This is a genomic window from Streptomyces sp. NPDC046931 (assembly GCF_040644655.1).
Taxonomy (GTDB): domain Bacteria; phylum Actinomycetota; class Actinomycetes; order Streptomycetales; family Streptomycetaceae; genus Streptomyces.
Genome location: NZ_JBEYWX010000001.1, coordinates 522,682 through 542,537, shown reverse-complemented (window position 1 = coordinate 542,537; position 19,856 = coordinate 522,682). Strand labels below are relative to the sequence as shown.

The following is a 19,856-nucleotide window of genomic DNA, read 5'->3' as shown; positions in this document are numbered from 1 at the left end:
GGCGTCATGGCGTCCGGCGGACCGGACCGTGGACCGTCACCAGGCCGTGCGGGCCCCGGCCTTGTCCTGTGACGGGAACAGGATCCACAAGGCTATGTAGAGCAGGAACTGCGGGCCCGGGAGCAGGCATGACAGCAGGAAGATCACCCGCATCGTGGTCGCGGAGGTGCCGAAGCGCTGTGCCAGCGCTGCGCACACTCCGCCGATCATCCGTCCGTGGGTGGGGCGGGCAAGGGCGGTCATGGTGGCTCCTTCGCGAACCGTGGCGGGAGACGGCTCCCGGCGGCTGCCGGGACGCTCGGTCGGTGCCCAGGCCCTCGACTGTGTCGATGTCTTCGGCGTTTCCGACGTGGTCCACGCTACGGGGACGAAGCGGGAGAAGCGTCGCTCTAAGGAGCTATCCCGACCCTGGGAATCGTCGGGGTCCGACCCTGAGCCGTCTCCTCCCGGGGGTGGGCGGCCCGCCGCCGTGACTCGGCCCGGCGGCGGAGCAGGGACCGCGCTGTCGGCACGACCAGCACATGGGCCAGCGCCACCCCGACGGTGTTCAGCAGAATCGAGTCGATGTCGACGACCTGGCCGGGCACCCCGGTCTGCACCAGTTCGATCCCCAGGGAGACCAGGGTGCCGGTGGCGACCGCACGGGCCAGCGAGGCGAACGGCGAGCCGGCGAGCCGGCCGCCCGCCATCGGCAGCAGCACTCCGAGCGGTGCGAGCAGCGCCAGGCCCTTGCCGATGCGGCGGGCCGCCTCCGGCCAACCCAGGGCCAGATCGGCTCTGATACCGGCCAGCGGATGCAGATTGGCGGGCCTCACCCAGGGAACGTCCAGGGGGCGCAGCGTGATCCAGGCGACGAGGGCCAGATGCGCGACGAGGAGGACACCCCCGGCCACGCGGATGCGGATCACGGCGCTGCCGCCGTCTGAGCCTTGACGCTGCACGCCCTCCAAGACGCCCCGCCCGGCGGGATCGGTTCCCCTTCCGCCTTTTTGCTCCTCCGCCTCCGGGGCGATCGGTCCGCCGCCGGCGCGCCCCCGGCGGTCAGCCCCCGGACACCTCCGTCGACGGGGGTGCCACCGTGCCCGGGCGGGAGCGCACCTCGGCCGTGCACTCGTAACGGCGCAGCGCCTGTGCGTCCGGGCCGCCGAGGACGACGGTGCCGTCGTCGGCGGTGGTCGCCTCCGAGTCGGCGAACGTACAGACGATCTGGGCGAGGGCGTACGAGGTGAGGCTCTCCGGGCGGGTGCTCAGCCGGAACGTGTCCGCCGCGTCCCTGCCGCGCGGACCACTGACCTTGATCGCGGCGGGCACGTCCGTCGTGTACCCCGCCTGCTTCTCCGCGGACGGAGGTGTCATGGCGAGCTGGTCGACCAGCCCCTGCGCGACCAGCACCCGGCGCGCCGCCTCGGCGGCGCCGTCCGGGATGCGCACGAAGCGGTCCACCGGCACGAGCTGCGAGGCGCACAGCAGGAACACCTGGACCGGTATGCCGCGGCCCGCCTGCGCCGAGGGTTCCGAGCCGGACAGTGCGCACGGCACCCGGGACGGCGCGGGACCGAAGTCCGTCGGCACCTGCGTGGCACGGATACCGCAGCCGCTCAGCAGCGTCGCCAGCAGCGCGGTGGCGAGCCAGGGGCGTCCGCCTCGTCTGTTCATCGGGCGTTCCCCTTGGTGCCGTTCCCGTTCCGCTTCTCCTCCTCGACCAGCGGTGACGCGTCGCGCGGCAGGCGCAGCGTGAACACCGCCCCGCCGTCAGGGGAGTTGGCCGCGGTGATCTCGCCGCCATGGATGTGCGCGTTCTCCATCGCGATGGACAGGCCGAGGCCGCTGCCCTCGGAACGCGGCCGTGAGGCGCTCGCCTTGTAGAAGCGGTCGAAGACGTGCGGCAGGACGTCCTCCGGGATGCCGGGACCGTGGTCCCGCACCCTGATGACCAGCTCCTCGCCCTCCTCGCGCACGGACACCCGGACCGGCGAACCGCCGTGCTTGAGCGCGTTGCCGATCAGGTTCGCCAGGATCACGTCGAGCCGCCGCGGGTCGAGGCGGGCCATGATGCCGCGCTCGGCGTCCAGCTCGACGGCGTCCAGCCAGGCGCGGGCGTCGATGCACGCGGTGATCTGGTCGGCGATGTCCACGTAGTCCAGGACCAGCCGGGCGGTGCGCGCGTCGAAGCGGGTGACCTCCATCAGGTTCTCGACGAGGTCGTTCAGCCTCCGGGTCTCGCTGACCACGAGCCGTACGGCCGGCTCGATCATCGGGTCGATGCCGCCCGTCTCCGCGTCCAGCTCCTCTTCCAGGACCTCGGTGACGGCCGTGATCGCCGTGAGCGGTGTACGCAGTTCATGGGACATGTCGGCGACGAAGCGCCGGGACGCCTCCTCGCGGGCGCTCATGTCCGCGACCGTCTTCTCCAGGGACTCGGCGGCACGGTTGAAGGTCCGGGACAGCTCGGCCAGTTCGTCGGTGCCGGACACCCGCAGCCGGGTGTCCAGTTTGCCCTCGCCCAGCCGCCGGGCCGCGATACCGAGGCGGTGCACCGGCTTCAGCACGGTCGTGGCGGCCGCCTGCGCGAGCAGCGCCGAGCCGATCAGCGCGAGACCGGTGGCGATGCCGAGCGACCAGGCCAGCGAGTTGAGGTCCTTAGCCTCCGGCTCCAGGGACTTGAGCATGTAGCCGGTCGGACCACCGCCTATCACCTTGGCGCCGCCCACCAGGTACGGCTTGTCGTCCTCGACGATCCGCTGCCAGTACAGGTGGTACGAGTCCTTCGCACCCGACGACTTCTGCTGCTTGTCGACCGCCTTCCGCAGCGACGCGGGCACGTCCTCCAGCGTGAAGGTGTCCAGGTCGGAGTTGCCGGTCACGGTCCTGCCGTGCTCGTCCTGCGCCACCAGCAGCACGCTGAAGCGCTGGCTGCTGTTCGCCATCTGCCCCGCGGTGTGCTGCAACTGGTCGCGGGTCGGGTGCACCGGCAGCGACGTCGCCCGGTTCTGCATCTCCTGCTGGAAGTCGCGCAGCACCGCGTCCTGGGTGCGGGTGAGCACGGCCTCGCGGTTGAGCCAGTACGCGATGCCGGAGGCCGACACCGCCGCGGTCAGCGCGACGAGCCCGAAGACCACGACCAGGCGCAGTCTGAGACTGGTGAAGCGCAGGCGTGACTGCACCGCCCTGCGTGCCGCGGCCCAGCCGCGGAGCCCCCTGTACGGATCGGTCACTGAGGAGCGTCCAGCCGGTATCCGACGCCACGGACCGTGCGGATCAGCGTGGGCGACGAGGGCACGTCCTCGACCTTGGCGCGCAGCCGCTGCACGCACGCGTCGACGAGCCGCGAGTCGCCCAGATAGTCGTGCTCCCACACCAGCCGCAGCAGCTGCTGCCGGGACAGCGCCTGTCCGGGCCGCCGGCTCAGCTCCAGCAGCAACCGCAGTTCCGTCGGGGTGAGTTGCAGGTCCTCGCCGTTCTTGGTGACCGTCATCGCCGACCGGTCGATGACGAGGTTGCCGAACGACGCCGAGTCGCTGGACTCCCGCTCGCCGCGCCGCAGTACGGCCCGGATCCGGGCGTCGAGGACCCGCCCCTGCACGGGCTTGACGACGTAGTCGTCGGCGCCGGACTCCAGCCCGACCACGACGTCGATGTCGTCGCTGCGCGCGGTCAGCAGAATGATCGGCAGCTGGTCGGTGCGCCGGATCCGCCGGCACACCTCGAAACCGTCGATGCCGGGCAGCATGACGTCCAGCACGATCAGATCCGGCCGCTGTTCACGCAGCAGCTTCAGGCCGTCCTCTCCGGTGGCAGCCGTGGCCACACGGTGTCCCTGGCGCGTCAGTGAGAGCTCCAGGGCCGTTCGGATGGCGTCGTCGTCCTCGATCAGCAACAGGGAAGGCACGGGGGCCATTCTGGCCCATACCGCGGCCGTCTATCGACTGTGGGAGCGACTGTGTGAGCGGCCGGGGCGGTCGGTACGGCTGCGTAATCGTATGGCTCTTCCTTGTGATGGCGCTGTGAAACGGCTGCGGACGGTCCCTGTGACAGCCCTGTGACAGTCGGCGGACACGGCGATGAAGTCGCCCGGGCAAGCTTTTCGACACAAGCAAGACCGCACGGAAGTCCGGGATCCACGACGGGGGGCGCAAGATGAACACGCTGCACGGCACCAGCACAAGCGCAGTTGTCACGCGTCTTCACGACGTCAGCCGCACCACGGACAAGTCCCGGAGCACGGAGAAGTCCGGTGTCGTGAGCGGGCGGGGGTGCGCTCGCGGCACCGGGCGTCAGCACACCGCGTACATGACGGTGGTTGACGCACACACGGGGGAGGCTCACGGGGGAGCCGCGTACGGGGAGGCATCGGGGGAGCGCCGCTCGGTGACGGAGGCGGAGTTCACCGCCTATGTCGAGGAGCGCCGCGCCTCCCTGTACGCAACCGCCTACCACCTGACCGGTGACCGGTTCGAAGCCGAGGACCTGCTCCAGAGCGCGCTGTTCTCGACGTACCGGGCCTGGGACCGGATCAGCGACAAGGCCGCGGTCGGTGGCTATCTGCGGCGCACGATGACGAATCTCCACATCAGCGCCTGGCGCCGCCGCAAGCTGAACGAGTACCCGACCGAGGAGCTGCCGGAGACCGCCGGCGACACGGACGCGATGCGCGGCACCGAACTGCGCGCCGTCCTGTGGCAGGCGCTCGCCCGGCTGCCGGAACTCCAGCGCACCATGCTGGTCCTGCGCTACTACGAGGGCCGCACGGACCCGGAGATCGCGGAGATCCTCGACATCAGTGTCGGCACGGTGAAGTCCAGCATCTGGCGGTCGCTCCGCCGGCTGCGCGAGGACGAGGTCCTCAGCTTCGGCCGTGACGAGGAGGAGTCCTTCGGCGAGCTTGTCGCCTGAGGACGGGGGGAAACGGGGGAGCACCACCTGGGGGAAAGCACGGGGGAGCACCACCTGGGGGGAAGCACGGGGGAGTCTGCACCACGGGGGAACGGGTGCCGGCACGGGGGAAGCACGGGGGAGCACCGCCGCGGGGGACACGTGAGGTGCGCAGGAGAGCGGGACTGGAGGGCCGGGGGGTCCGTCCAGTCCCGCTTTTCGTCGTGCCTGTGGTGGTGGCCGGTCCCTACACCGCAGCCCTGGCGGGGGCCGGCCGTCCCGCGGTCGCCGCGGCGAGCCGGCTCAGCGCCTCGTTCCGGTTGCAGGCATGCGCGCCGAGAGCGGTCTGGCGGGTGACGATCGACCGCTCCGCGCGCATCAGCCGCCAGCCGCGGCGCAGCAGGAACGGGACCGACTTGCGGCCCTCCCTGAGATCGCGCACGAAACGACGGCGGAACGTGGTGAGGGGCCCGCGCGTCAGGCACAGGGCGTCGGCGAGCAGGCCCAGTTGCCGGCAGCGCGCCACGATCTCGGCGGCGAAGATCCCTTCCGCGATGAACACCGGCGTGCGGCCGATGTCCAGCGCCTCCTCGCCCGTGCGCGCGCTCAGCGAGATGTCGTAGACGGGCACCCTCGTACGGCCCGTGGCGCACAGTTCGGCGATGGCCGCGACCGCGACGTCCGCGTCCCATGACCGCGGATGGTCCCAGTCGATGTCCGAACTCCCCTCCACCAGGGGCAGCGTCGGGTCGTCGCCCTCCTTGTAGAAGTCGTCGAGTCGCAGCACGGGAAGCCTGGAGAGGGCGGCGATCAGGGACTTGCCGGAGCCGGAGGGGCCGCACAGCAGCACGACGCGGGCGGGGGCCGGAGGATGGGAACTCACGAGACACCAGTCTGACGCATTGCGTACACCGTGCCGACCCCGCGGGTCGACGTTTGAAGCACACATCACGACTCAACTACTGTGCGTGTCGACATCATTACCCTACGCAGTGAAGAGGTGGCAGCAGCCATGGCACGACACGCCTCCCCCAAGAACCCCACCGCCCGGCGAGCCCTCGTCCTCATCGCGACCGCGGGCGCCGCGCTGGGGGCGGGCGCGGCCGCGGCGTCGGCGGACAGCGCCCCGGTCCTGGACGTGATGCGCACCCGGCCCGTCTCGCTCGACCAGGCCGGGCAGCAGCAGGGTCTTCAGGAGCTGAGCGGGGTCGTGGGACGGGTCACCGGGCCGCTCTCGGATCTCAAGCCGAACCCGCTGGCGGGCACGGGCGTCGACCCGCTGGACAACGGCGTCACCACGCAGATCGCCGACTTCAACCCGCTGTCGTCGCAGACCCTGACCCGGCCGGTGGCCCAGGCGCAGTCGCTCGGCAGTCTTCCGGTGGCCGGCCAGGTGCTCCGCGGGATGCGCTGACCCGCGGCCCCATGACGCGGAGCCGCGCTTCCCCTGGACGGCGGGGAACCGCGGCTCCGCTGTTCCGCGTCGGCGTACGCGCCTCGTACGAGAGCGCGTCCCTGCGGCGAAGCGCCTCTAGTACGACGAGCCGGAAGCGCCCAGCGACCCGGTCGGGTGCCAGACCGTCTTCGTCTCCAGGAAGGCCGTCAGGCGCTCGATACCCGGCGCCTCGAAGTAATCCACAGGCTGTGGACGCAGCACGCGCTTCAGGTTGTCCGCCGCCGCGATCTCCAGTTCCTTCGCCAGGCCCTCGTCGGCACCCGCGAGATCGATCGCGTTGACGTCCCGGTGCGCGGCGAGCGGCGCCGCGATCTCCGCCGTACGGCCGGACAGCACGTTGACCACACCGCCCGGCACGTCGGAGGTGGCCAGCACCTCGCCCAGCGAGAGGGCCGGCAGCGGGGCCTTCTCGGACGCGATCACGACCGCGGTGTTGCCGGTGGCGATCACCGGGGCCACGACCGAGACGAGACCCAGGAAGGACGACTCCTGCGGGGCCACGACGGCGACCACGCCGGTCGGCTCCGGGGAGGAGAGGTTGAAGAACGGGCCCGCGACCGGGTTGGCGCCACCGACCACCTGGGCGATCTTGTCGGTCCAGCCCGCGTACCAGACCCAGCGGTCGATCGTGGCGTCCACGACCGCCGCCGCCTTGGACTTGGACAGGCCCTCCGCCTCGGCCACTTCGCGCACGAACTGCTCCCGGCGGCCCTCCAGCATCTCCGCGACGCGGTAGAGGACCTGGCCACGGTTGTAGGCCGTGGTGCCTGACCATCCGCCGAACGCCTTGCGCGCGGCCACGACCGCGTCACGGGCGTCCTTGCGGGAGGACTGCGGAGCGTTGGCCAGCCAGTTGCCCTTGGAGTCCGTCACCTCGTACACCCGGCCGCTCTCGGAACGCGGGAACTTCCCGCCGACGTACAGCTTGTAGGTCTTGAAGACAGCGAGTCGCTGCTGTTCGGTCTTCTCAGACATCGAGGTACGCCTCCAGGCCGTGACGGCCGCCCTCGCGGCCGAAGCCCGACTCCTTGTAGCCGCCGAACGGCGAGGTCGGGTCGAACTTGTTGAACGTGTTGGACCAGACGACACCGGCCCGCAGCTTGTTCGCGACGGCCAGGATCCGCGAGCCCTTCTCGGTCCAGATGCCGGCCGACAGGCCGTACTGCGTGTTGTTCGCCTTGGCGACCGCCTCGTCCGGCGTGCGGAAGGTGAGGACCGACAGCACCGGGCCGAAGATCTCGTCGCGGGCGATGGTGTGTGCCTGGGTGACGTTCGTGAAGAGCGTCGGGGCGAACCAGTAGCCGCTCTCGGGCAGTTCGCAGGCCGGGGACCAGCGCTCGGCGCCCTCCGCCTCGCCCTGCTCGGCGAGCGCGCTGATCCGGGCCAGCTGCTCGGCGGAGTTGATCGCACCGATGTCGGTGTTCTTGTCGAGCGGGTCGCCGAGGCGCAGGGTCGACAGGCGGCGCTTGAGGGAGTCCAGCAGTTCGTCCTGGATCGACTCCTGGACCAGCAGGCGGGAGCCCGCGCAGCAGACCTGGCCCTGGTTGAAGAAGATGCCGTTCACGACGCCCTCGACGGCCTGGTCGATCGGCGCGTCGTCGAAGACGATGTTCGCGCCCTTGCCGCCCAGTTCGAGGGTGAGCTTCTTCTTCGTACCGGCCACCGTGCGGGCGATCTCCTTGCCCACGGCCGTGGAACCGGTGAAGGCGACCTTGTTCACGTCCGGGTGGGCGACGAGCGCGGCACCCGTGTCGCCGTAGCCCGGAAGGATGTTGACGACACCCTTGGGCAGGCCGGCCTGGCGGCAGATGTCCGCGAAGAACAGGGCGCTCAAAGGCGTGGTCTCCGCGGGCTTCAGGACGACCGTGTTGCCGGTCGCCAGCGCCGGGGCGATCTTCCACGCCAGCATCAGCAGCGGGAAGTTCCAGGGGATGACCTGACCCGCGACCCCCAGCGGCTTCGGGGCCCGGCCGAATCCGGCGTGCTCCAGCTTGTCGGCCCAGCCCGCGTAGTAGAAGAAGTGCGCGGCGACCAGCGGGAGGTCCGCGTCGCGGGTCTCCTTGATCGGCTTTCCGTTGTCCAGGGTCTCCAGCACGGCCAGCTCGCGGCTGCGCTCCTGGATGATGCGGGCGATACGGAAGAGGTACTTGGCACGCTCCGAGCCGGGTAGCGCCGACCACTTCTCGAAGGCCTTGCGGGCGGCCTTGACCGCACGGTCGACGTCCTCGGAACCGGCCTGCGCGACCTCGGAGAGGACCTCCTCGGTGGACGGGCTGATGGTCTTGAAGACCTTGCCGTCGGCCGCCTCGGTGAACTCGCCGTCGATGAACAGGCCGTAGGAGGGGGCGATGTCGACGACCGAGCGGGACTCGGGCGCCGGTGCGTACTCGAATGCGGATGACACGTTGTTCATGAGGGTCTCAGTCCACCGTCACGTAGTCGGGGCCGGAGTAGCGGCCGGTGGCGAGCTTCTGACGCTGCATCAGCAAGTCGTTCAGGAGCGAGGAGGCGCCGAAGCGGAACCAGTGGTTGTCGAGCCAGTCGGCACCGGCGGTCTCGTTGACGAGGACCAGGAACTTGATCGCGTCCTTGCTGGTGCGGATGCCGCCGGCGGGCTTCACGCCGACCTGCACGCCGGTCAGGGCGCGGAAGTCGCGGGCGGCCTCCAGCATGAGGAGGGTGTTGGACGGGGTCGCGTTGACGGCGACCTTGCCGGTCGAGGTCTTGATGAAGTCGGCGCCCGCCAGCATGCCGAGCCAGCTGGCCCGCCGGATGTTGTCGTACGTGGACAGCTCGCCCGTCTCGAAGATGACCTTCAGCCGGGCGTTCGTCCCGCAGGCCTCCTTCACGGCGACGATCTCGTCGTACACCTTCAGATACCTGCCCGCGAGGAACGCCCCGCGGTCGATGACCATGTCGATCTCGTCGGCGCCGGCGGCCACGGCCTCGCGCACGTCGGCCAGCTTCACCTCGAGCGCGGTGCGGCCCGCCGGGAAGGCGGTGGCGACGGACGCGACCTTCACACCGGAGCCCGCGACGGCCTCCTTGGCGACGGCCACCATGTCGGGGTAGACACAGACGGCCGCGGTCGTCGGGGTCGTCCGGTCCGTGGGGTCGGGGTGGACCGCCTTGGCGCCGAGCGCACGGATCTTGCCGGGGGTGTCCGCGCCTTCCAGCGTCGTCAGGTCGACCATCGAGATGGCGAGGTCGATGGCGTACGCCTTCGCGGTGGTCTTGATGGAACGGGTGCCGAGCGAGGCGGCGCGCGCCTCCAGGCCGACCGCGTCGACGCCGGGCAGCCCGTGGAGGAAGCGGCGCAGCGTGCTGTCGGACGCGGTGACGTCACTGAGAGCAGATGCAGGTGCAAAGGTGGGCATGGTCACCAGAGGAGCATATCTACGCGCGTAGCGGATGTACACCCCCGTGTCCGCATCGCAACTCCGGCGAGACCGCCCACGACGGCGCGGGGCCCGTCGGGCAGAATCGGGACCATGACGACGCCCGAGCACGAGTCACCAGCGCCGCAGCCGCCGGCCCCCGAGGTCAGGGACCGGATCTACCGGTCGTCCGGAGGCATCGCGGGCGGTGTCCTGCTGCTCGCGATCATCGGGTGGCTCGGCTTCGACGCGATGTCCACCGGCCATGGCCGCACCCCGTGGCTGGCGCTCGCCGCGATGATCCTCATCGTGCCGCTGGTGGTCGCCTTCACCCTGCGGCCGGCCGTCTACGCCAACGACGAGCGGCTCCGCATCCGCAACCCCTTCCGCGTGATCGTCCTGCCCTGGGGTCAGGTCGCGGCCCTGCGGTCCCGTTACTCCAACGAGGTCGTCTCCCAGTCCGGCACCACGTACCAGCTGTGGGCGGTGCCGGTGTCGATGCGGGCGCGCAAGAGGGCGGTACGGCAGGAGACGCGGGCCGCCGGGGCGGGGGAGCGCGGGTCGGACCGCGCGGCCCGACTCACTGCCCCTCGCCTCTTCGGCTCTCCGGGCTCCCACGGGCCGGGCGGAACCGGGCAGACCGGGCCGGTCCGCGCCGCGGCCGACCGGACCATGAGCGATCTGCGCGAGCTCCACGAAGCCCGGGAGCACGACGAGCGGGCGCAGGGCGAGGTGACGGTCCGCTGGGCCTACGAGATCGCGGGGCCGGCGGTCGCCGGAGCGGTGGTGTTCGCGATTCTGCTGGCGACGGGCTGAGGCCGGCCGGCGGCGTTCTTGCGGATCATGTTTCTCCCAGCAGTTGCACGATGAAGGCCAGCGACTCCCCCGGCGAGAGCGCCTGATGAGAGCAGCCCGCCCGCCCTCAATGCCTCGTCCGCCCTGTCCAGGAACTAGGGCCGCGGGACGCGCTTCCAGCGTCGTCCAGATCACCTATCTGGGTTTCTGAGCGTCCCCCGGGATCCTCCCGGTGGCCCTCGCCTCGCCCGCCGTACGGCACGGCTCTGCCCGCGGCCGTCGGGCCGCGGGCAGAGGCCGCCCGGTCAGATGCCGGCCGCTGCCGACAGGTCGTGCTTGATCGTGGTCAGCAGGTCCGTGGCCTTCACCCGGGCCGACGGAAGGTCGGCGTGCGAGGCGACGGGCACCACGACCTCCAGGTAGCACTTCAGCTTCGGCTCGGTACCGCTGGGGCGGACGATCACACGGGCGCCATCGAGCGTGTAGCGCAGGCCGTCGGTGGGCGGGAGCCGGTCCGTGCCCTGGGTGAGGTCCTCGGACCGGGTGATCGGCAGACCCGCGAGCCGGGTCGGGGGCTGCTCGCGCAGGCGACGCATCGCATCGGCGATGACCGACAGGTCCTCGACGCGCACCGAGAGCTGGTCCGTGGCGTGCAGTCCGTGTTCGACGGCGATGTCGTCGAGCAGGTCGAGCAGGGTGCGTCCCTCGGCCTTCAGCCCGGACGCCAGCTCGGTGATCAGCAGGGCGGCCGTGATGCCGTCCTTGTCGCGCACGCCGTCGGGGTCGACGCAGTAGCCGAGCGCCTCCTCGTAGCCGTAGCGCAGCCCGTCCACGCGGGAGATCCACTTGAAGCCCGTGAGGGTCTCCTCGTACGGCAGGCCCGCCTTCTCGGCGATACGGCCGAGCAGGGAGGAGGAGACGATCGACTCGGCGAAGGCACCGGTGACCCCGCGGCGGACCAGGTGCGTGGCGAGCAGGGCCCCCACCTCGTCGCCGCGCAGCATGCGCCAGCCGGAGCCGTCCTTGACGGCGGCGGCGCAGCGGTCGGCGTCGGGGTCGTTGGCGATCACGAGGTCGGGGTCCGTCTCGCGGGCCTTCGCGAAGGCGAGGTCCATGGCGCCGGGCTCTTCGGGGTTGGGGAAGGCGACGGTCGGGAAGTCGGGGTCGGGCTCGGCCTGCTCGGCGACCAGCACCGGGGCGGGGAAGCCGGCCCGGGCGAACGCGGCGAGCAGGACATCCTTGCCGACACCGTGCATCGCCGTGTAGACCGTGCGGGCGGTGCGCGGGGAGCCGGGGGAGAGAACGGCGTCCGTACGGGCCAGGTAGGCGTCGAGGACGCTGTCGTCCAGGACCTCCCAGCCGGAGTCCGGGCGGGGAACCGCGGTCAGGGTGGTGATCGCGTCGATCTCGGCCGCGATCCCGGCGTCGGCCGGGGGCACGATCTGGGAGCCGTCGCCGAGGTAGACCTTGTAACCGTTGTCGCGGGGCGGGTTGTGGCTGGCCGTGACCTCCACGCCGGCGACCGCGCCGAGGTGCCGGATGGCGAAGGCGAGGACGGGAGTGGGCAGCGGGCGGGGCAGCAGGGCCGCGCGCAGGCCCGCGCCCGTCATCACGGCCGCGGTGTCCCGGGCGAAGTCGGCGGACTTGTGGCGGGCGTCGTAGCCGATGACCACGAGCCCGTCGCCCTGCCCCTTGGACTCGAGGTAGGCGGCGAGACCGGCGGCGGCGCGGATGACCACCGAGCGGTTCATACGCATGGGGCCGGCGCCCAGTTCGCCGCGGAGTCCGGCGGTGCCGAACTGGAGGGTGCCGGCGAAGCGCGCGGCGAGCTCGGCGTGGTCCCCGGAGTCGATCAGCTTGGCGAGTTCCTCACGGGTCTCCGCGTCGGGGTCCTCGGCCAGCCACGCCTGGGCCCGTGCGATGAGTTCGTCGTGCACGTCGGGTCAACCTCTCGTTGTGTGTCTGTGGGGGTGGCATCGCCCGCGGCGACCGGGCGGAAACGCGGCGGCCGGGTGGAAACGCGCAGGCCCGGCGCGAACACGGCGGAGAGTCGGTGGCCTACCGGCCGATGCGAACGGACACCCCCGCCCGGTGGACGTACACCCCGCCCGGTGGGTCGCCGCCGGAGCGGCGGCCGGGCGGGGCCGTGTGCCGCATCGTCTTCCCGCTCGGGACGGCAGCAGTCGGCCGTCCGGCACGGTAGTGCCTTACAGGCGGTGCAGCACCTGGGCGAGCAGGGCCCCCATGCGCGTGGCGCTGTCGCGGCCCGCCTGCAGGACTTCCTCGTGGTTCAGCGGCTCACCCGTCATGCCGGCGGCCAGGTTCGTGACCAGGGAGATACCGAGGACCTCGGCACCCGCCTCGCGCGCGGCGATCGCCTCGAGAACCGTGGACATGCCCACCAGGTCCGCGCCGATGGCGCGGGCCATGCGGATCTCCGCCGGGGTCTCGTAGTGCGGGCCGGTGAACTGGGCGTAGACGCCCTCCTCGAGGGAGGCGTCGACCTCCTTGCACAGGGCGCGCAGGCGCGGGGAGTACAGGTCCGTCAGGTCGACGAAGTTGGCGCCCACGATCGGGGAGGTCGCCGTGAGGTTGATGTGGTCGCTGATCAGGACCGGCTGGCCGGGACGCATGGTGTCGCGCAGGCCGCCGCAGCCGTTGGTGAGGACCACGGTCTTGGCACCGGCGGCGACGGCGGTACGCACGCCGTGCGCGACGGCGGCCACACCGCGGCCCTCGTAGTAGTGCGTGCGGCCCAGGAAGACCAGGGCGCGCTTGTCGCCGATCCGGTAGGAGCGGACCTTGCCGCCGTGGCCCTCGACGGCCGGCGGCGGGAAGCCGGGCAGCTCGGTGACCAGGAACTCGGCCTCGGCCTCGCCGAGGGCGTCGACGGCCGGCGCCCAGCCGGAGCCCATCACGAGGGCGACGTCGTGGGTCTCGGCGCCCGTCAGCTCGCGCAGGCGCGCGGCGGCGGAGTCGGCGGCGGCGTAGGGGTCGCCCTGGATGTCGTCCGGAAGAAGAGATGCGTTCACGCGGAAGAGGGTAGCCGCTCTCGGCCTACGCGCGTAGATGACGCCGGTCACGGGAATGCGATCGTTGTCTTGTCGTTTCCGACGAAGATGGGCCCCGGCCTGGGGTGGAGGGGGACGGACCGAATGCGTCGCGGGGTCCGGGCGGGTGGCCGTCCGGAGGCGGCGGGAGGGGCGGGAGGGCGCGGAGGGGGCGTGCGCCGTTGCGGGTGGCAGCCGGTTCGGCGCGTGAGCCGGTGCGGGGACGTGAGGCGGGGGCGCGGCAGGCGGTGGGGGAGCGGGCGCCGGCGAGTGTACCCGGCCGGAGGAGGCGCGCCGACCGAGCGACGGCTGGGATGGGGGGCGGTCGCCGGTCTGTGGGCGGCAGTCGATTCGGGAGCGGCGGCGGGTTTGTGGGCGGTGGCCGATCTGGGGGCGGCAGTCGGTCTGCGGGCGGTAACCGACGTGGGAGCGGTGGCCGGTTTGCAGGTGGCGGTCGGTTCGGGGGCGGCGGCCGGTTCCCGGGCGGCGGGCGAGTCGAGTGCGCCCGGCCGGAGGACGTGCGCAGGCCGAGCGAGGGCCGGTCTGTGGGGGCGGTCGGTTCGGGAGCGGCGGCGGGTTTGTGGGCGGTGGCCGATCTGGGGGCGGCAGTCGGTCTTCGGGCGGTGGCCGATCCGGGGGCGGCAGTCGGTCTTCGGGCGGTAACCGACGTGAGAGCGGCGGCCGGTTTGTGGGCGGTGGCCGATTCGGGGGCGACGGCCGGTTCCTGGGCGGCGGCCGGTTCCCGGGCGGCGGGCGAGTCGAGTGCGCCCGGCCGCAGAGCGTGCGCAGGCCGAGCGAGGGCCGGTCTGTGGGCGGCAACCGACGTGGGAGCGGCGGCCGGTTTTGGGCGGCGGGCGATTCAGGCGCAACCGCCGGTCTGTGGGCGGCGGGCGGTCCGCGGGTGGACTGCCTCGGGGGGCCGTCGGCCCCGGTCCGTGGCCGGGGTGTCAGCAGGGCCGCTTGCGGAGTTCCATCACGTAATCGTGGGGCGCCCCGGCCGACTCCGCGGCGTCCGCGACCTCGCCCAGGTAGCGGGCCGACGGAAGGCCGCCCTCGTAACCGTTCAGGACGTAGGTCCACGCGCTCTCCTCGCCCTCCAGGGTGTGCACGCGGACCCGCAGGCGGCGGTATATGTCCAGGCCCACGCCCTCCCAGCGGTCCATGGACTCCTCGTCCATGGGCGCGATGTCGTACAGCGCGACGAACACCTGTGACATCGGGTCCTCGACGATCGTCGCGAGAGCTCCCTCCCAGCCCATGTGCTCGCCCCCGAAGGTCAGCCGCCAGCCGTTGAGCCAGCCGGTGGCACGCATCGGCGAGTGGGGTGCGCGGCGGGTCATCAGCCGCGCGTCGAGGTTGCCGGCGTACGCGGCGTAGAGCGACATGGAGACGAGAGTACGGCAGTGCCCCGGCAGTCTCTTCTGTAACAGAAGCACCAGCGGCCGCCCCCGGAGGAGACGCACCCGGAACGTGCGGGACAATGGGGTACGTGACTCGGATCGTGATCATCGGTGGCGGACCCGGCGGATACGAAGCGGCTCTGGTGGCCGCTCAGCTCGGCGCGGAGGTGACCGTCGTCGACTGCGACGGTCTGGGCGGAGCGTCGGTGCTGACCGACTGTGTGCCGTCGAAGACCCTTATCGCAACGGCCGAGGTGATGACCACCTTCGACTCCTCCTACGAGGAGCTGGGCATCATCGTCGCCGACGACACCCCGTACATCGAGCAGGCGGCCCGGGTCGTCGGGGTCGACCTCGGCAAGGTCAACCGACGGGTGAAGCGTCTCGCGCTCGCCCAGTCCCACGACATCACCGCGTCCGTCACGCGCGCCGGCGCCCGGGTCATGCGCGGACGCGGCCGGCTGGAGGGCATGCAGGCCCTGGACGGGTCGCGCAAGGTCGTCGTACGGGCCGCGGACGGCAGCGAGGAGACGCTCACCGCCGACGCCGTGCTCATCGCCACCGGCGGCCACCCCCGCGAGCTGCCCGACGCCCAGCCGGACGGGGAGCGCATCCTCACCTGGACCCAGGTCTACGACCTCGACGAGCTGCCCGAGGAGCTCATCGTCGTGGGGTCCGGCGTCACCGGCGCCGAGTTCGCCGGCGCCTACCAGGCCCTCGGATCCGAGGTCACCCTCATCTCCTCGCGCGACCGGGTGCTGCCCGGCGAGGACCCGGACGCCGCGGCCGTCCTCGAGGACGTCTTCCGCCGCCGCGGTATGAACGTCATGGCCCGCTCGCGCGCGCAGTCCGCCAAGCGCGTCGGCGACCGCGTCGAGGTCACCCTCGCCGACGGGCGGGTCATCACCGGCTCGCACTGCCTGATGGCCGTCGGCGCGATACCCAACAGCAGCGGCATGGGCCTGGAGGAGGCCGGCGTCAAGCTCCGCGAGTCCGGGCACATATGGACGGACAAGGTCTCCCGCACGACGGCTCCCGGCGTCTACGCCGCCGGTGACGTCACCGGTGTCTTCGCCCTCGCGTCGGTCGCCGCCATGCAGGGGCGCATCGCCATGTACCACTTCCTCGGCGACGCGGTGACGCCGCTCAACCTGAAGACCGTCTCCTCGAACGTCTTCACCGACCCCGAGATCGCGACCGTCGGCTACACCCAGGCCGACGTGGACGCGGGCAAGATCGACGCGCGGGTGGTCAAGCTGCCCCTGCTGCGCAACCCGCGCGCCAAGATGCAGGGCATCCGGGACGGCTTCGTCAAGATCTTCTGCAGGCCCGGTACCGGGATCGTCGTCGGCGGCGTGATCGTCGCACCGCGCGCGTCCGAACTGATCCATCCCATCTCGATCGCGGTCGACAACAATCTGACGGTCGAACAGATCGCGAACGCCTTCACCGTGTACCCCTCCCTGTCGGGCTCGATCGCCGAGGTGGCACGGCAGCTGCACACCCGCAAGACCGCGGGCGCCGCCTGACGCCAGGACATAGGTGCCGGGACTGGGCGCGTATACCACTTTCCGCCCTGCCATGCGAACAACTTCTGTTATTCGGCGCAAACTGCTGAAACCAGACGGTCGTTGGGGTTACTGTCAGTTTCGTGTTCGCTGCAGAACGTCGTCAATTGATCCTCGAAATGGTGCGAGCGAACGGTGCCGTGTCGCTCCGTGAGCTCGCCCGTGTCGTCCAGACCTCCGAAGTGACCGTACGGCGGGACGTGCGCGCGCTGGAGGCAGAAGGACTCCTCGACCGCCGGCACGGCGGTGCGGTACTGCCGGGCGGGTTCACGCGGGAGTCCGGCTTTCCGCAGAAGTCCCATCTCGCGACCGCCGAGAAGACCGCCATCGCCGACCTCGCCGCGGGCCTCGTGGAAGAGGGCGAGGCCATCGTGGTGGGGGCGGGTACCACCACGCAGGAGCTGGCGCGCCGGCTCGCGAGGGTGCCCGGGCTCACCGTCGTCACCAACTCGCTGCTGGTGGCTCAGGCGTTGGCCCATGCCAATCGGGTGGAGGTCGTGATGACCGGCGGCACCCTGCGCGGCTCCAACTACGCCCTCGTCGGCAGCGGCGCCGAGCAGTCGCTCCAGGGCCTGAGGGTCTCCAAGGCCTTCCTGTCCGGGAGCGGGCTCACCGCCGAGCGGGGGCTGTCCACGTCCAACATGCTGTCGGCGTCCGTCGACCGCGCGCTGGTGCAGGCGGCCGCGGAGGTCGTCGTCCTCGCCGACCACACCAAGCTCGGTACGGACACGATGTTCCAGACCGTACCGACGGATGTGATCACCCGGCTGGTGACGGACGAGCCGCCCGCGCACGACGACCGGGCGGCCACCGAGTTGCAGGCCCTGGCCGATCAGGGTGTGCAGATCGCGGTCGCCGGGGCGTCGGCCGGGGGCTCCTCGCCGGGGGACCCGGGCCCGGCGGGGCGTCAGCCGCGCCGGGAGGTGCCCCTCCCCGGCCCCCGTCGCAGCCAGGTCCCCGGCGGGGGCCCGCAGTTGCGCAGCGCGACGGTCCTCGGGGAGCCCCCGACGGGGGAGCGCGCCCGCGTCGCGGACCTGCGCCGCCGTTAGGCCCTGTCGCCGAACTCCGGCCGCCGGTCTTCGCCCGCGTCCCCCGGCGCGCGGTCGCGCCCTCATCTGATCGGCTGCCATCCGGCGGGAGCGTCACGCACATGCCCCAGGGGCCGGGAACGGGAGCGCCCGGCGGGCCGAGGGTTCGGGCCGCCGGGCGCTCCCGGGTGTCGTATGTGCGGGTCAGTCCATGATCTCGCAGATCAGGGCGCCGGAGGTGACGGACGCGCCGACCTGGGCGTTGAGGCCCTTGATGGTGCCCGCCTTGTGCGCGTTCAGCGGCTGCTCCATCTTCATCGCCTCGAGGACGACGACCAGGTCGCCCTCCTTGACCTCCTGGCCCTCCTCGACGGCGACCTTGACGATCGTGCCCTGCATCGGGGAGGCGAGGGAGTCGCCGGAGGCCACCGGCCCGGACTTCTTGGCCGCGCGGCGCTTGGGCTTGGCGCCCGCCGCCAGGCCCGTACGGGCCAGCGACATGCCGAGCGACGAGGGCAGCGAGACCTCCAGGCGCTTGCCGCCCACCTCGACCACGACCGTCTCGCGGCCCGGCTCCTCCTCGGCCTCCGCCTCGGCCGGCGCCGTGAACGCCTTGATCTCGTTGACGAACTCGGTCTCGATCCACCGGGTGTGCACCCTGAACGGGTCGCCGGAACCGGTCAGTTCGGGCGCGAACGCCGGGTCCCTGACCACCGCGCGGTGGAACGGGATCGCCGTGGCCATGCCCTCGACCTGGAACTCCTCCAGCGCGCGGGAGGCACGCTCCAGCGCCTCCTTGCGGGTGCGGCCCGTGATGATCAGCTTGGCGAGCAGCGAGTCCCACGCCGGGCCGATCACGCTGCCGGACTCCACGCCCGCGTCCAGGCGGACACCGGGACCGGACGGCGGGGCGAACTTCGTCACCGTGCCGGGGGCCGGCAGGAAGTTACGGCCCGGGTCCTCGCCGTTGATGCGGAACTCGATGGAGTGGCCGCGCAGTTCGGGGTCGCCGTAGCCCAGTTCCTCGCCGTCGGCGATGCGGAACATCTCGCGGACCAGGTCGATGCCGGCGACCTCCTCGGTGACCGGGTGCTCGACCTGGAGACGGGTGTTGACCTCCAGGAAGGAGATCGTGCCGTCGTTGCCGACGAGGAACTCCACGGTGCCCGCGCCGACGTAGCCGGCCTCCTTGAGGATGGCCTTCGACGCCCCATACAGCTCATCCAGCTGCTTCTGGCTCAGGAAGGGAGCCGGGGCCTCCTCGACGAGCTTCTGGTGGCGGCGCTGAAGCGAGCAGTCGCGGGTGGACACGACGACCACGTTGCCGTGGGTGTCGGCCAGGCACTGCGTCTCCACGTGGCGGGGCCGGTCCAGATAGCGCTCGACGAAGCACTCGCCGCGGCCGAAGGCGGCCACCGCCTCACGGACCGCGGACTCGTACAGCTCGGGGACCTCTTCGAGGGTGCGGGCCACCTTCAGACCGCGCCCGCCACCGCCGAAGGCGGCCTTGATCGCGATGGGCAGGCCGTGCTCCTCGGCGAAGGCGACGACCTCGTCGGCGCCGGACACCGGGTCGGGCGTACCGGCGACCAGCGGGGCACCGGCGCGCTGGGCGATGTGCCGGGCCGCGACCTTGTCGCCCAGGTCGCGGATGGCCTGCGGCGGTGGGCCGATCCAGATCAGCCCGGCGTCCAGGACGGCCTGGGCGAAGTGGGCGTTCTCGGAGAGGAAGCCGTAACCGGGGTGGATGGCGTCCGCGCCGGAGTCCTTCGCGGCCTGGAGGACCTTCTCGATGTCCAGGTAGCTGGTGGCGGGGGTGTCGCCGCCCAGGGCGAATGCCTCGTCCGCCGCGCGGACGTGCAGGGCGTCCCGGTCCGGGTCGGCGTACACGGCCACACTCGCGATCCCGGCGTCACGGCAGGCCCGGGCGACACGGACAGCGATTTCGCCACGGTTGGCGATCAACACCTTGCGCACGTTGGCTCCCTCTCCTTGAAACAAGCCGAGTTTAGGGACTGCCGACACGACGTTTCGACCCGTCCCCAGAGGTGAGCTTGCCCACACAGAGCGTGAAACCAGGCTCACTCAACCTGCGAAATCCCTTGTCGCACCGCCGTACAGGGGAATCCACCGGAAAACCCTAGCCTTCCGGTGTGGCCAAGGTCTCTATGAAGTAGTCCTGCCGCCGGTCGTGTTTCTTTGTGGAGTCCCTACTAATGGCCCAACGAAACTTTGCCCCTGCCGGGCCTCTTGTCCCCAGGTTTACCCGTTAGTAGCGTTCGCGATGTCTCGAAGGTACTCGGAGTAACA

Annotated in this window: 18 protein-coding genes; 5 read left to right on the top strand and 13 right to left on the bottom strand. The window is 71.4% G+C overall.

The window, feature by feature from the left end; genetic code table 11:
* Positions 1-36 precede the first annotated feature (36 nt).
* The 5 genes from ABZ876_RS02455 to afsQ1 all read right to left on the bottom strand — a co-directional run bounded on the left by ABZ876_RS02455 (position 37) and on the right by afsQ1 (position 3,889).
* The gene (locus tag ABZ876_RS02455; RefSeq protein ID WP_361773062.1) at positions 37-243 is read right to left on the bottom strand and encodes a PspC domain-containing protein; all 207 of its coding nucleotides are present in this window, start codon (positions 241-243) and stop codon (positions 37-39) included.
* Positions 244-389: 146 nt separating this feature from the next.
* Complete coding sequence (locus tag ABZ876_RS02450; protein ID WP_361773059.1) at positions 390-941, bottom strand: VanZ family protein; 552 nt, start codon at positions 939-941, stop codon at positions 390-392.
* A 100-nt stretch (positions 942-1,041) separates the two neighbouring features.
* On the bottom strand, positions 1,042-1,656 hold the full coding sequence (locus tag ABZ876_RS02445) for a hypothetical protein (RefSeq protein WP_361773056.1): 615 nt from the start codon (positions 1,654-1,656) through the stop codon (positions 1,042-1,044).
* Positions 1,653-3,215: a HAMP domain-containing sensor histidine kinase gene (locus tag ABZ876_RS02440; RefSeq protein ID WP_361773053.1), complete on the bottom strand. Its 1,563-nt coding sequence runs from the start codon at positions 3,213-3,215 to the stop codon at positions 1,653-1,655. The genes ABZ876_RS02445 and ABZ876_RS02440 overlap by 4 nt, the downstream gene beginning before the upstream one ends.
* Positions 3,212-3,889 (bottom strand): two-component system response regulator AfsQ1, encoded by a 678-nt coding sequence (gene afsQ1, locus ABZ876_RS02435; protein WP_361773050.1) that lies wholly within the window; start codon positions 3,887-3,889, stop codon positions 3,212-3,214. Before afsQ1 ends, ABZ876_RS02440 begins: the two co-directional genes overlap by 4 nt.
* 248 nt (positions 3,890-4,137) lie before the next feature.
* Between afsQ1 and ABZ876_RS02430 the strand changes: the two genes are divergently transcribed.
* On the top strand, positions 4,138-4,893 hold the full coding sequence (locus ABZ876_RS02430; protein WP_361773047.1) for a SigE family RNA polymerase sigma factor: 756 nt from the start codon (positions 4,138-4,140) through the stop codon (positions 4,891-4,893).
* 226 nt (positions 4,894-5,119) lie between these two features.
* On the opposite strand, the gene ABZ876_RS02425 is transcribed toward ABZ876_RS02430, so the two are convergent.
* The gene (locus tag ABZ876_RS02425) at positions 5,120-5,755 is read right to left on the bottom strand and encodes a uridine kinase (protein WP_361773044.1); all 636 of its coding nucleotides are present in this window, start codon (positions 5,753-5,755) and stop codon (positions 5,120-5,122) included.
* 129 nt (positions 5,756-5,884) lie between these two features.
* Here ABZ876_RS02425 and ABZ876_RS02420 point away from each other — a divergent pair, with 129 nt between their 5' ends.
* Positions 5,885-6,286, top strand: coding sequence for a hypothetical protein (locus ABZ876_RS02420; RefSeq protein WP_361773041.1), 402 nt, complete (start codon positions 5,885-5,887; stop codon positions 6,284-6,286).
* A 117-nt stretch (positions 6,287-6,403) separates the two neighbouring features.
* Here the strand turns inward: ABZ876_RS02420 and ABZ876_RS02415 are convergent, their stop codons facing one another.
* The 3 genes from ABZ876_RS02415 to deoC are packed head-to-tail and all read right to left on the bottom strand — an operon-like array spanning position 6,404 to position 9,705.
* Positions 6,404-7,303, bottom strand: coding sequence for an aldehyde dehydrogenase family protein (locus ABZ876_RS02415; RefSeq protein ID WP_361773038.1), 900 nt, complete (start codon positions 7,301-7,303; stop codon positions 6,404-6,406).
* Complete coding sequence (locus tag ABZ876_RS02410; RefSeq protein ID WP_361773894.1) at positions 7,296-8,732, bottom strand: aldehyde dehydrogenase family protein; 1,437 nt, start codon at positions 8,730-8,732, stop codon at positions 7,296-7,298. The genes ABZ876_RS02415 and ABZ876_RS02410 overlap by 8 nt, the downstream gene beginning before the upstream one ends.
* Positions 8,733-8,748: 16 nt before the next feature.
* Entirely contained in the window at positions 8,749-9,705 is a 957-nt protein-coding gene (deoC, locus tag ABZ876_RS02405; RefSeq protein WP_361773891.1) for a deoxyribose-phosphate aldolase, read from the bottom strand.
* Between the two features lie 114 nt (positions 9,706-9,819).
* On the opposite strand from deoC, the gene ABZ876_RS02400 reads away from it, so the two are divergent.
* Entirely contained in the window at positions 9,820-10,521 is a 702-nt protein-coding gene (locus ABZ876_RS02400; protein WP_361773035.1) for a PH domain-containing protein, read from the top strand.
* Between the two features lie 284 nt (positions 10,522-10,805).
* Here ABZ876_RS02400 and ABZ876_RS02395 read toward each other — a convergent pair whose 3' ends face one another.
* The 3 genes from ABZ876_RS02395 to ABZ876_RS02385 form a co-directional block, all read right to left on the bottom strand.
* Positions 10,806-12,437, bottom strand: a complete 1,632-nt coding sequence (locus tag ABZ876_RS02395) for a phospho-sugar mutase (protein ID WP_361773032.1) — start codon at positions 12,435-12,437, stop codon at positions 10,806-10,808.
* A gap of 270 nt (positions 12,438-12,707) precedes the next feature.
* Entirely contained in the window at positions 12,708-13,532 is an 825-nt protein-coding gene (locus ABZ876_RS02390) for a purine-nucleoside phosphorylase (protein ID WP_361773029.1), read from the bottom strand.
* A gap of 965 nt (positions 13,533-14,497) precedes the next feature.
* Positions 14,498-14,935: a gamma-glutamylcyclotransferase gene (locus tag ABZ876_RS02385; protein ID WP_361773026.1), complete on the bottom strand. Its 438-nt coding sequence runs from the start codon at positions 14,933-14,935 to the stop codon at positions 14,498-14,500.
* Positions 14,936-15,030: 95 nt separating this feature from the next.
* Here ABZ876_RS02385 and ABZ876_RS02380 point away from each other — a divergent pair, with 95 nt between their 5' ends.
* Positions 15,031-16,479: an NAD(P)H-quinone dehydrogenase gene (locus ABZ876_RS02380; RefSeq protein WP_361773023.1), complete on the top strand. Its 1,449-nt coding sequence runs from the start codon at positions 15,031-15,033 to the stop codon at positions 16,477-16,479.
* Positions 16,480-16,601: 122 nt separating this feature from the next.
* Positions 16,602-17,567 (top strand): DeoR/GlpR family DNA-binding transcription regulator, encoded by a 966-nt coding sequence (locus ABZ876_RS02375; protein WP_361773020.1) that lies wholly within the window; start codon positions 16,602-16,604, stop codon positions 17,565-17,567.
* A 183-nt stretch (positions 17,568-17,750) separates the two neighbouring features.
* Here the strand turns inward: ABZ876_RS02375 and ABZ876_RS02370 are convergent, their stop codons facing one another.
* The gene (locus ABZ876_RS02370) at positions 17,751-19,523 is read right to left on the bottom strand and encodes a biotin carboxylase N-terminal domain-containing protein (protein WP_361773017.1); all 1,773 of its coding nucleotides are present in this window, start codon (positions 19,521-19,523) and stop codon (positions 17,751-17,753) included.
* Between the last annotated feature and the right edge of the window lie 333 nt (positions 19,524-19,856).

Bases quoted from the DNA above. Each gene is read 5' to 3' on its own strand.
- ABZ876_RS02455 (WP_361773062.1), bottom strand. From the start codon at position 243: ATGACCGCCCTTGCCCGCCCCACCCACGGACGGATGATCGGCGGAGTG.
- ABZ876_RS02445 (WP_361773056.1), bottom strand. From the start codon at position 1,656: ATGAACAGACGAGGCGGACGCCCCTGGCTCGCCACCGCGCTGCTGGCG.
- ABZ876_RS02430 (WP_361773047.1), top strand. From the start codon at position 4,138: ATGAACACGCTGCACGGCACCAGCACAAGCGCAGTTGTCACGCGTCTT.
- ABZ876_RS02420 (WP_361773041.1), top strand. From the start codon at position 5,885: ATGGCACGACACGCCTCCCCCAAGAACCCCACCGCCCGGCGAGCCCTC.
- ABZ876_RS02415 (WP_361773038.1), bottom strand. From the start codon at position 7,303: ATGTCTGAGAAGACCGAACAGCAGCGACTCGCTGTCTTCAAGACCTAC.
- deoC (WP_361773891.1), bottom strand. From the start codon at position 9,705: ATGCCCACCTTTGCACCTGCATCTGCTCTCAGTGACGTCACCGCGTCC.
- ABZ876_RS02400 (WP_361773035.1), top strand. From the start codon at position 9,820: ATGACGACGCCCGAGCACGAGTCACCAGCGCCGCAGCCGCCGGCCCCC.
- ABZ876_RS02385 (WP_361773026.1), bottom strand. From the start codon at position 14,935: ATGTCGCTCTACGCCGCGTACGCCGGCAACCTCGACGCGCGGCTGATG.
- ABZ876_RS02380 (WP_361773023.1), top strand. From the start codon at position 15,031: ATGGGGTACGTGACTCGGATCGTGATCATCGGTGGCGGACCCGGCGGA.